Consider the following 11,594-nt stretch of genomic DNA (forward strand, 5'->3'; position numbering starts at 1 on the left):
AAAAAAAGCATCCCGAAATCGGGATGCTTTTTTGAGATAATTGGTAGTTGTTTATGGCAATATAAAAGTACAGAAGATTGCAACGAAAAAGTACATAGCCTAGCAATAAAAAAAGGCCTTGTTAGCCTCCCAATAATCCTCTAAAGTTTAAGTTACGACGCTTAACTTGGAGGTAGAAAAGGATGCTAACAATGACCGATATTAATACTATCAAAAATCTACGGAATAATCACGATAAATCAATTAATGAAATTGCTAATACATTAGATATTAATTGGCGTACTGCTAAAAAGTATGCCGATAATGCCATCCTCCCTGGAGAAAAGAGTACGAAAAAATCAGGGATGATGTACGATGAAGAATGGGGAGACATCGTCTCCTTGTGGTTAGAAGAAGACTATCGTCTTCCTAAGAAAAAGAGAAGAACAAATAAAAATTATTTCAAATTTCTAAAGGAACTAAGTTTTCCTGGGTCTTATCGCACAGTTTGTAATTACGTACAAGAATGGAAAAGTACACACCATAATGATATACCAGCTGCGGGCTATGAGCGTTTAGAACACCCACCGGCTGAAGCACAACTCGATTTTGGAACGATGGAAGTTGAACATGAAGGATCTTTTAAGGACGTAAAAGCACTAATACTCAGCACTCCTTATAGTAATTCTGGATTCGCCGTAGCTCTACCCAGTGAAAATCAGGAATGCTTATTGACTGGGATGAAACAGATTTTTACTCAAATGGGCTGTGTGCCTCGGAAAATTCGAATTGATAATATGACAACTGCCGTTGTCAAACCAAAATCAAAATTTGAAGATCCGATATTAACCGACGAATTCCAACAGTTTGCGATACATTATGGTTTTCAAGTACAGGTTTGTAATCCTGCGAGTGGTCATGAAAAAGGAAGTGTAGAAAATAAAGTTGGTTATGTAAGGTATAATTTCTTCTCGGAAACACCAATAATGAAAGACTTCACTTCATTAAATCACGAGTTAGAGAAAAAAATGATTGAGAAGCGCCAAGAAAAACATTATGAAAAAAAACAAACGATTGAATCACTTTGGCAAGAGGAAAAACAGGTTTGTCTAGCATTACCAGATGAAGATTATCCCGTATTCAAAGAGGTTATCGTACGTGCTAATAAATTAAATGAAATCAAATTGGATAATGCTTTAATACATATCCACAACTCATGGCGTCATGGGAATCTATACGCTTATCTGACGTGGGATAAATATCGAATTGTGACTCAAAATGGTGAAATCATACAAGAAGATTTCCGACCGTATTTATACCGAAAACGAGCGATTGATTGGTACACAATCCTCAAGGATTGGAGACAACGTTTGTCTAAGATTTCTTATTCTCGTTACTGGAAATATCTTCCCGGTCGGATTCAAGCCTATTTGAGAATCGATAATCTGCGCTTACTTTATCAAAGAATTGATCGATTATTGGACTTACTTGTCACTCACACGATGATTGAATTAAACGAGCGGTTCTATGAGCTCGTCACTGAAGAAAATGAAGAGAGTATCAGTGATGTGAACTGGCAAGGCTATGATGCCTTGGTGAAACCTCGTACCAATGAGGTGAGTGTATGAACCATACTTTAGAATCCGTTTGTAGAGAATTACGACTAAGTCGTATACCTAGTTTAATTGATTCAGTTGAAGTTTCAAATAAAGAAGAATGGTTACTTGAGTTATTAATTCGTGAGGTTGAGGCTAAAGAAGAACGACGAATCCAGCGTTTAATTAAACAAGCGAAATTTTCAAGTCACAAAACCCTTGAAATGTTTGAATGGCACAACCAAATACTTGTACAAGATGAAAATACGAAAGAGCAGCTAACCTCTTTAGATTTTATTCAATCTCGCCAGAATGTAGTGTGCATTGGTGCCCCAGGTACTGGAAAGACACACTTAGCAACTGCATTGGGGTATAAAGCTTGTCAAGAAGGAATTGAAACGCGATTTTGGCGTGTGAGTGATCTTGTCATCGAATTAGAGAAGGCATGGAAAGAAAATCAATTAGAACGTTTCAAAAAGAAGTTTAACCGAGTTCAACTGATTATCTTAGACGAAATGGGCTATGTTCCATTTAATAAAAATGGTTCAGAATTACTTTTTCAATTAATTAGTGATTGGTATGAAACTAAAAGTATCATCATTACTTCCAATTTAGAGTTTAGCAGTTGGAACAAGGTATTTATTGATCCGCGCCTAACCTCGGCGCTAGTGGATCGTCTTATTCATCATTCACATATATTAACCTTTACAGGTGAAAGTTATCGATTGAAAAATGCTTTATCAAAAACAGAATAATTAAACGGAAACTATTGGGTGGCAACATTGTGTATTTTTCGTTGCAAAACTATGTACTTCTCTATTGCAAAACACAGTAGTTGTTTTCTTGCAAAAACACCAGCCAATAATATATCTGTAACTCTCTTCGTTCGTACAGTTGTATTAACGTTTTGAGAATTCTATACTTGAAAATAATGAGTAATTAATACCTACCAATCCTTTAATATCAATAATTCTAAAATATAAAAATACTTCTATGATGATACAAAACCATCATTTTGGATACAACTGACACCAATTAACACCACAAAATAGACTAGTCTAGCTTTTAAATTAAACTATCGCAGCTATAGATTTAAATATTTCAATAGCACTAAGCATGTGGCTAAATGTTTAGAACTATTTTTTAATCTTGTTGCAGCAACTTTATCTTCGTCTTCTAAAAAATCTATAGTAACTCTATATAGAGTATTCGCATCTTTTATTTTTTCTTTCATCAATTCAATTCTTTCGGGTAAATTCTCCACACTTGAAAATTCATCAAATAGGATTGATAAGCTTTCCCAGTATTGATGTTCTAAATCAACAAAAGAAACTGAGTCTAAATCCTGGCTCTCTATATAATTATCTATCTGAGTACTACTTAATAAATCATTGATACTAATATCTTCACATTCCAACATACCATACATGTCATCTAACATTATATTACTTAAAAGCGGAATACTAGTATACCTTTTTTTTCTTCTACCAAAAGAAGATGTTAAATCAAACCTGCTCTTTTGAAATTTTCTTAGTGTATTAAACCAACCTGATGCGACATAGTCACAACCTAACATAGAAAATAAAATAGAATTCATAAAGCTATATCCAATAATCATCTTAAACCCTAATTTTTGTAACTGATATATAGTATTTAAAATATTCGCTAACCAATTAGCATCGATTTCTTCATAATTACTATCATTATTAACTTCATGACATAGTGTTAAATAAATATAATCTCTAACCTCACATTGATCCTCTATTTCATCAATCAATTCTTTAACATTTTCTTTACTTGCGAAAAAAGAAGTTTGTAGTAATAAAGATAATGCATAACTATCTGACTCAAAATTTTCAACACAATAATTATATATATCAACGGAATAATCAAAATGCCAATCTATTGCTTCTATATGAAACCCTGGCGCTATCAAAGTATTAGAAATTTTCTTACTATTTTCAGCATGAAAATCCAAATAGTTTAAAACATTTTCATTTTTCCTTCTCCAATCACGTCTTGCTACATTAGATGGAAATAGTGGAATGTCTTCTAATTTTTTTAAGACTGTAGAATCATAAGTAGAATAATAAAATTGAGGATCAAGAAATGAATTATCTCTACTAATAACTGAACTTCTACTTACATAGTCTTCTATTGAATCTAGTGATTCATCGTTTAATGAAAAAATAACTCCATTCAGATTGTTATCTGTTATCCCATCATCTATTTTTTTCCCTTTAGCAGGCCCATGTTGAGCAATTAGTTTTGTCATTTCTTCTGTAAACCTCCTTCAATACTTTTCATTGAATCCATAAATGCATCCACAGATTCAAATCTGTTTCTATCATCAATTTGAACCAATTTATGCATAATTCTCCAAATTTGCTCATTTGAATCAGTCTCTTCCACTATATTATAATAAGCATCTTCATATTCTCTATTATACTTTTTTAATAATTCTTCATGAGGTACAGTTCTGTTGCCCCCTGTGATCATTATATTTTGTAATGGATTAAATCCTAACATTATTTCCAATGCTATTATTCCCACAGCGTACAAGTCACTTTTAAAAGTTGTATGCTTAGAATTTCCAAAGTACTGCTCTGGTGACATATAACTCAACTTCCCCATTCTCATCATTGATTGAGTAACTTGGTCATCATCATCCATTTTTATTATTCCTGGGTCTATCACTATATATTTTGTATTCATACACATTATATTATCTGGGGATATATCTCTGTGTACAATTCCATGTGTTTTTAATTTATTAATGATCTCAGCTAACTGAAAAAGAAAATCTACTGTATATTCAAGTCTGTTTTCTATAGTTATCTCTTCAATTACTTTTTCTAAAGTTTCACCATCAACAAACTCTTCAATTAAATAACCAAAAAAAGAACCCTCCACATAGATTTCTTTTTCAGAATAAAATAGCGCAGGGAAACAGTCTAATGACTCTATTACACATGCATTGACATATCTGTTGAAACATTTTCTATGAAATAAAATACGTTCAATAACTGATTCACTTTGATACTGAATCGATTCAATCTCATCAATATTATCTATTAACTCATCAAGAGTTGTATATTTTTTTATATTTTCTAAACCTATATCTTCTGTCAATCCATCTAAATAATTGAAAAATTTTACTATATAAATAGGCTTTCCTACAGAATTTAGTATGGTAAAAGTTCTCGATTGACCTCTCTTTGGATTGCTTCTTATACTATAATTTTCATTGTATTCGATTTCATTCATAGCATTTTCTATTACATCAGCAAAATTCATATGAGCTATCATCTCCTTTTAAAAGGTTCTCAGTTCCAAGAACAGACGCTTTAGTTAAATTTAATAAACGAATATGATTTTTCATTTTGTTTATTTTTAATGGTCTTATTAATTGAACTGACTTATCCCTTTCTACACCTATTAATCCAATACCATTTTTCTCTATTAAGTTACGTTTATTTTTTTTAACACTTTGTGCTTTCTTCATAGGAAATACTAGGTAGCTATAATCAACGTAATTTCGATTACCTTTAGCCTGATAAAAAGCTTTATTAAAGTCTGTCAATTTTGCTTCATACCCTGAAATTATAGTTTTCGGAAAAACAAACTCAACTGCTCTTGTGTATTGATTATTAACATTCTTTTTAATTAAATCACCTGCTAGCAGTTCATGTAAAGCATTCTCTAATGTAGATTCACTTAGTCCGAGCGTCATATGCAAAGTTTTTTTCTCAATTGGTCTATTATTTTTTACTTTTGTAAAAACTAGTGAATTTGAGGTTTCGATAAAATTATAGTTTGTTTATCAGTAAATGGTAAATTTATATTTTTTATGCTGATCACATCTATGTTTCCAAACCTTATTGGCATCTCTTTAACGATAATTTTTCCTTCAAAAGAACTATAATTATCTACAAAAAAGTTTACCAGCTCCATTTCTGAATCAAACATATTTTTCACCATCCTTTAAATTTTGTCACATTCTTTACCATTATAACATGAAAGAATCACTTTTTTCTTCGCTATTGTTAGAGAAAAAAGGTTGTTTCTTTTGAATTTTAGACAAATAAAAAGAGCAGATTTTTCTACTCTTAAATGCTATCTACTTCTTACGAAAATGTACCTTACTCATGTATCACTGTTTATTACTATTTACCTTCTAAATATCTTTTTAATAACAGTTGGTTCTGATAAATCATCAAAAAGAATAAGCAAGTCAGAATACTGAAAACCTTGTTCATATTCTAGTTTTTTTACAGCACATTCTGTAACTTTTTTTCTTAATTCTTGATTGTTGTTTAACATAGCATATCTCATGAATTCCATAATTTCATTTTCTTCATTGTCTGTCAAACCTTCAAATGAATATTCTAAATCAAACCATCTTTTTATTAATGGTTGTTGAAGATAGGCCGCTAATTGATCTGTTAAAATATCTATTTGCTCCGATGTATGCTGATCAGGAGAGTATAACAGTCTAAATTTAGGAGCTAAATTCAATACTGCTGTATTTCTTATACCTTCACGCTTCTCAAGAAGTGAAATAATTTCATACAATCCCTCTTTCTGTTCATTAAGGAATCTTTTTTCACCTATTTCAATTAATAATCTTACGTTTTCTTTAGTAAAAATCCTATTTAGAAGCTCTTCATTTTTCCTAATTACATAATTTATGTGTGTATCATCCATACTAATATATGGGGCTAACTCTGGATTATGAATTATTGTATCTTCATCTACAGTAAAATCTCTAGAAACTTTCATATTATTGTATTCTTCAAAAAATGAAAGTACGACGTTCTCGTAATTTTCTTCAATTAGACTACCTTCCATATCTTCTTTCAATTCCTTAACCGTAGGATTTTCATAACCATATAAAAACAGAACATTTGTGAAAAATTCTAAAGTTTTATAATAGTGGTAATCCTGTACTCTTTTATTAGCAGTATTTCTTAAACTCGGTAGAAACATCCCTTTGAGTTGCTCTTCACCAAACTCGTACATCAAGAAGGCTCCTTGTCCTTCTATGCGTAACAATTTTTTCAAATTCAATAAATTATCATCACTCGGAAAATCTTTTCCTTTTCTCCAATTTAAAATTTGAGTTTTACTGACATTTAATTTCTTTGAAAGCCACAACTCTGCTACTGATGAGATTTTCTCTTTCACATCGTAATCTTCATCGTGTGGAAGATTTGAATAGAATTCTTTTGCATGTTCTTCCTTCCATCCTTCAAAAGTAAAATCCTCAACATCGTTTTGTGAATTCTTATCAACAAACCGTATTAATAAATTAAAATTTTTCACAAAATTTTCTCTATATTGTTTTTCAACCTTTCTATCAATTATATTTTTGTGATCCAAGCTGAATCCTTCATCTTTATCAATATTAAAATAGAAATCTAAATTTTGAAAATCAAGTATTGGTTTCAAAATCTCTTCAGCGTTCTTATTAGCTTGATGGTCAGAGATAATAATATTCTCCTTGTCATTTTTTTTAGGCATCTCTCTTAGTATCTCTTCCACATATTTGCGAAATTTTACAATGGGCTCTCTTAACTCTTTTTTTAAAGGAAAATCCAGATTGTATTGGCTCAATATTGTTAAAGAATAGTTACTTAGTTTAAGGAGATTTATTTGATTAGGGGTACTTTTTCCCTGTCTCCAATTAGATAAACTGTGTGTTGACACACCTGTATCTTCAGAAATCATTCTAGTTGTAATTCCCATCTTTGAAAGATTGTTTAAAAAATCATCAATTTGCTGATTTATCGTTTTTATTTTCATGAATCTATTATATCATTTTGAACTTTTTTTCACAAAAATTCATCTTTTTCCATTTTGCCTTATTGCCCATTTTTATCTATGGGAAAATATATTTATACAAGAAATCTTCTTGTAAATATATTTAGTCCTTAAAGCGCGCGCTAACGGACGGATTGAAACAAATATGATGACTAGACAACAACAGTCTTGTCTTTGCTAAATATTGTTTATCCGTTTATTTGGTGTGCTTTTTTCACCAAAGGTTCAATTACTAGCTCGTGTATGTTTCTTTCTGTCCGCTAAGGCGGAAAGGACATAATCATGTCAAAAGTAGATAAAAATAGAAATCAAAAGATTCAAGAAGCAAGTCGGAACAATAACTGGGATGAAGTATCTCGATTGCTTGATCAACCGTTAGAAAATTCTCTACGGAAAGATCGTCAGTATAAAACAGTCAGTATGAATAATTATATTTCCTACAATGGCAGTTCGAAGGAATACGGTGATAATATTGCTGATACTAACCCCAACCCATTGGAGCATTTAATTGTCCAGGAAAACAATCAACAACTAGAAGAAGCTCTTTCAAAGTTGTCAGAACAAGAGCGACAAATCATTCTAGGTTATCATGTGTTCAATAAATCGTATTCTAATCTTGCGAAAGAATTGGGTATTAGCGATAAGACAGTGAAGAAACGACTTGAATCAACATTACAAAAAATGAAGAGCATTCTTTTAGAAGAATAATAAAATATTTAATGCTGAGGATTCCGAATCCTCAGCATTTTTTCTCCTTAAATAGTGAGGAGGTAATTCTACTGTAACAATAAGCTCAAATAAAGTGAGTTAATAATCTTATAAAGAGGTAAATATTATGAAAACACGATACAAAAAAGGTGGCTACTCATCCCAAGTAGCAAGTGAATATATCAACAATAAACAACCCATTCGTTCACTGAGCACTGAATTAGAAAAGCAATTTCGATTTGAAGATGGTAAACCTACGAAAGAAATCACTGGCTATAAAGCTTGGTTTACTCAAGAAGGTCTCCCACCTTTTGTTGTGAAGTTCACAGAAGAAATCAAGCTTCCTGACTATTTATCACTACTACAATTCAATAATTTAGAAGCCGTTGAAGTCAATTATAATGTCTACTTCCGAGCAACAGGCTTTACGGAGGTAAAATAATGACTAAAAATGAACTTGAACAATATCTGTTACAAAGCTTAAATATGGCATTAGGAACATTAATGCAAGGTGAAACTAGTTATACTAATAGTTTTGACTGTCAAGTGATGGAAGAAGGGTTTCTCTTTCTTCCCCGCTTGCCGGCAGGATACATTATCGATGACGATTTGTATCAAAAAATATTTTTGATTGCAAATGCATCTCTATACCCTCGCTTTACTTTATTAAAACAGAATTCAGCTTATTTTGTTCCTAGAAAAACAAACGATATTCACATACAACGTGGGTTATTCTTCCCTTGGAAAAAGGGTATCTCAGAACGACTAGTTATACCAGATTTGGACCATTTCGCTTCTTCTATAAAGGATACAAATATTCCAATCATGAAAAATTATTCAGTTTCCTATGATAAAATTACATCGATGTTGATTGCAGGAAACTCTGGTTCTGGGAAGTCATATGCTTTAACTTATTTTTTAAGCATATTACAAAAATTTTCTGATCTTATTCTTGTAGATCCTAAATTCGATACTCCTAGTCGCTGGGCACGAAACCATAGTGTTCCAGTAATCCGTCCACAACAGAATCGTTCAAAATCAGATTTTGTATCAGAGATCAATGAAAATTTGAGTAACTGCTTGAATATCATTCAAAAGCGTCAAGAAATTTTGTATGAGAATCCTGACCATGAATTCACTCATTTAACTGTGGTGATTGACGAAGTCCTAGCATTATCTGAAGGAGTTAACAAGACCATCAAAGATTCATTTTTTTTCTTTGTTGTCTCAAATTTCTTTATTAGGTCGTGCAACCAAAGTTCATCTTTTGTTAGTAAGTCAACGCTTTGACCATACTTCGGTTCCAATCTCTGTACGTGAACAGGCAAATGTACTTATACAAATCGGAAACATCAATAAAAAAACAACACAGTTCCTTTTCCCCGACTTAGATCCAGAAGGTATTGTGATACCCATTGGTAAAGGAACCGGGCTAATTCAAATTATTGATAACGAGCATCCCTACCAAGTATTACCTTTATTATGCCCAACCTATTACACGAAGCGAGGTATTTTATAATGAAAAAGTCTTATTTTATGCGAAGTTTAAATTTAACTATTTTCTTATTTATTACTGCATCACTTGCTCTATTCTTAGGAGTTTCAGCTAAGTTTATTATTAGTTCTCTTGCCAAAAATGATATAGTATTTATTCAACAAGTTTTGAATATTATAAAACAAATTAGTCGATTTTTAGTAAGTATTGCTCTTTTAGAAACTTGTGTTGTGATTTTAATTACAACAATTGAATTAGTTCATAGATTTAAATCTGATAAAATTATTAATTACTTCAAATCAGTCTATAGTACTGTACTATTCCGTCGCTTCTTAACTCAAACTGAAAGAACCGAAAGAGTATTTACTATCGAAACTCAAACTATCTCCACATATAATCCTATTAATCGTACTTTCAATCGCGCTGTTAATAAATGTGTTGTGGATATTCGCCAAGACAGTGTAATTATATTTATTAAAGCTCCAAATAATCAACAGGCACAAAAGTTACTAAAGGAAATGGAATCACAAATAAAAGAAGAGATTGCAAATCGAAATCCTAATTATTATTTCTCTGCACCCACTAGAGTAAAAAATGCTCTTTGGTTCGAAGGTAAAAAAAGATAAAAAAGTTGGCGCCGTGGCTCACGAAGTGAAAGCCACAGGCGCCTTTTATTAACATTTTAATTCCTATAGAAGAATGGGGATACTACGACCCCCATTCCTCCAATAATCAATAATCAAATTTTATTAGATATTCCGAATATCTATCCAACTTTCTCCTAATTATATAGAGGCATAAATTTAACAGAAAGAGGACGATAACATGACTAAAGAACGACGCTCAAATAAATGGGCATTCCTGATATATAAAGAAAGTGCTCCTGATAACTATTTGGAGATTCTTAATGGATTGCATGTACCTTTCGTACTTAGTCCTTGGCACGACAAAGATATTTACTCAGATACAGGTGAGCTTAAAAAATCTCACAAACATGGTGCATTTTACTTTGATTCCTTAAAAAGCTACACACAAGTATCTGAACTGGTAAGTGACAAATTAAATGGTCCCGCTCATGTAGAAGTTGTCATGTCACCTAAAGGGATGTTTGATTATTTCACACATGCAGAGAATCCTTCTAAAACACCTTATGATGTCGAAAACATTGAAAGTGGTGCTGGGTTTGAACTAGATAAATTTCTATTGGAACAGAATACCGATAATTTTATGAATGACGTTATCGATATTATCGAAGAAAATAACTTCATGGAATTTGAAGATCTTGTACGTTACGCTCGTGAACATAACTATCTTCTTCTTGGTCTCATTGTTGAACGAACCTATTTTTTTGCTAAATATTTAGACTCACGTCGTTACAGTAAGGGAAAAAAGCCATACAAACAACAGGAGGAAAAGACAGATGAATAAAGAACCTATCTTATTAAACAGACAGCAAGCCTCTGAATTTCTCGGAGTTGACCCAAAATCGTTCGATAAATACATCCGCTGTCACCCTGATTTTAAATGCTTTATGGTTGGTAGGCAGGAACGATTTACAAAATCAGAACTACTTAAATTCATAGATAATCACTGTGTAAAATAATCCTATTATTGATAAAATATGGCGATTCATATATCCTATTATTGACTAGTCTATTTTATCAATTTTTCTATAAGAAAGAGAGCTGATAAAATGGCAACAATTACTAAAAGAAATAATTCATATCGAGCAACAGTTTCACTTTATAAGAAGGGAGAATACAAGCGAGAAACAAAAACCTTTAAGAATAAGAAAGATGCCGAATTATGGACTCTAGAAATGGAATTAGAAAAAGGACGAGGAAAAAATATTGCAGAACGTTCTACCTGTCAAGGACAGTATAAAATTGTAGGTTTATGACAGAATAAAAATGTAGGTTTTTGACAGTCTAATTTAGAAGTCCATTTATATTTTCCCTTTCATACGATATGATTTTCCAGTAATCTTGAAGACT

12 protein-coding genes and 2 pseudogenes are annotated in these 11,594 nt (G+C 31.8%); 9 read left to right on the forward strand and 5 right to left on the reverse strand.

All coding sequences use genetic code 11. The features are described from left to right. Positions 1-191 precede the first annotated feature (191 nt). Both istA and istB read left to right on the forward strand, forming a co-directional pair. Positions 192-1,607, forward strand: coding sequence for an IS21 family transposase (gene istA / locus B9P78_RS05030; RefSeq protein ID WP_199445738.1), 1,416 nt, complete (start codon positions 192-194; stop codon positions 1,605-1,607). After that, positions 1,604-2,329 carry an IS21-like element helper ATPase IstB gene (gene istB / locus B9P78_RS05035; RefSeq protein WP_094518428.1) on the forward strand — a complete coding sequence of 242 codons (726 nt, stop codon included), beginning with the start codon at positions 1,604-1,606 and terminating at the stop codon, positions 2,327-2,329. Before istA ends, istB begins: the two co-directional genes overlap by 4 nt. Positions 2,330-2,658: 329 nt before the next feature. On the opposite strand, the gene B9P78_RS05040 is transcribed toward istB, so the two are convergent. The 5 genes from B9P78_RS05040 to B9P78_RS05060 form a co-directional block, all read right to left on the reverse strand. Continuing rightward, positions 2,659-3,849, reverse strand: coding sequence for a hypothetical protein (locus tag B9P78_RS05040; RefSeq protein ID WP_094518429.1), 1,191 nt, complete (start codon positions 3,847-3,849; stop codon positions 2,659-2,661). Then, positions 3,846-4,871, reverse strand: coding sequence for a protein kinase (locus B9P78_RS05045; protein WP_158520577.1), 1,026 nt, complete (start codon positions 4,869-4,871; stop codon positions 3,846-3,848). The genes B9P78_RS05040 and B9P78_RS05045 overlap by 4 nt, the downstream gene beginning before the upstream one ends. Further along, positions 4,858-5,307, reverse strand: coding sequence for a hypothetical protein (locus B9P78_RS05050; protein WP_148138582.1), 450 nt, complete (start codon positions 5,305-5,307; stop codon positions 4,858-4,860). The genes B9P78_RS05045 and B9P78_RS05050 overlap by 14 nt, the downstream gene beginning before the upstream one ends. A gap of 50 nt (positions 5,308-5,357) precedes the next feature. Further along, positions 5,358-5,543 carry a hypothetical protein gene (locus B9P78_RS05055; RefSeq protein WP_094518432.1) on the reverse strand — a complete coding sequence of 62 codons (186 nt, stop codon included), beginning with the start codon at positions 5,541-5,543 and terminating at the stop codon, positions 5,358-5,360. 201 nt (positions 5,544-5,744) lie between these two features. Continuing rightward, entirely contained in the window at positions 5,745-7,379 is a 1,635-nt protein-coding gene (locus B9P78_RS05060) for a helix-turn-helix transcriptional regulator (RefSeq protein ID WP_094518433.1), read from the reverse strand. A gap of 300 nt (positions 7,380-7,679) precedes the next feature. On the opposite strand from B9P78_RS05060, the gene B9P78_RS05065 reads away from it, so the two are divergent. The 7 genes and pseudogenes from B9P78_RS05065 to B9P78_RS05095 all read left to right on the forward strand — a co-directional run. Further along, complete coding sequence (locus tag B9P78_RS05065; protein WP_094518434.1) at positions 7,680-8,105, forward strand: sigma-70 family RNA polymerase sigma factor; 426 nt, start codon at positions 7,680-7,682, stop codon at positions 8,103-8,105. Between the two features lie 127 nt (positions 8,106-8,232). Next, positions 8,233-8,547 carry a hypothetical protein gene (locus B9P78_RS05070; RefSeq protein WP_094518435.1) on the forward strand — a complete coding sequence of 105 codons (315 nt, stop codon included), beginning with the start codon at positions 8,233-8,235 and terminating at the stop codon, positions 8,545-8,547. Beyond that, positions 8,547-9,624: pseudogene (locus B9P78_RS05075) on the forward strand (cell division protein FtsK). Before B9P78_RS05070 ends, B9P78_RS05075 begins: the two are co-directional and overlap by 1 nt. Further along, entirely contained in the window at positions 9,624-10,226 is a 603-nt protein-coding gene (locus B9P78_RS05080; protein ID WP_094518436.1) for a hypothetical protein, read from the forward strand. Before B9P78_RS05075 ends, B9P78_RS05080 begins: the two are co-directional and overlap by 1 nt. Positions 10,227-10,425: 199 nt before the next feature. After that, entirely contained in the window at positions 10,426-11,028 is a 603-nt protein-coding gene (locus B9P78_RS05085; RefSeq protein ID WP_094518437.1) for a replication protein, read from the forward strand. Further along, on the forward strand, positions 11,021-11,203 hold the full coding sequence (locus B9P78_RS05090; RefSeq protein ID WP_057086587.1) for a helix-turn-helix domain-containing protein: 183 nt from the start codon (positions 11,021-11,023) through the stop codon (positions 11,201-11,203). Before B9P78_RS05085 ends, B9P78_RS05090 begins: the two co-directional genes overlap by 8 nt. Before the next feature lie 90 nt (positions 11,204-11,293). After that, positions 11,294-11,467: pseudogene (locus B9P78_RS05095) on the forward strand (site-specific integrase); the annotation flags it as partial. Between the last annotated feature and the right edge of the window lie 127 nt (positions 11,468-11,594).

Source organism: Aerococcus sp. 1KP-2016 (assembly GCF_002252085.1).
In the GTDB taxonomy this organism is placed as follows: domain Bacteria; phylum Bacillota; class Bacilli; order Lactobacillales; family Aerococcaceae; genus Aerococcus.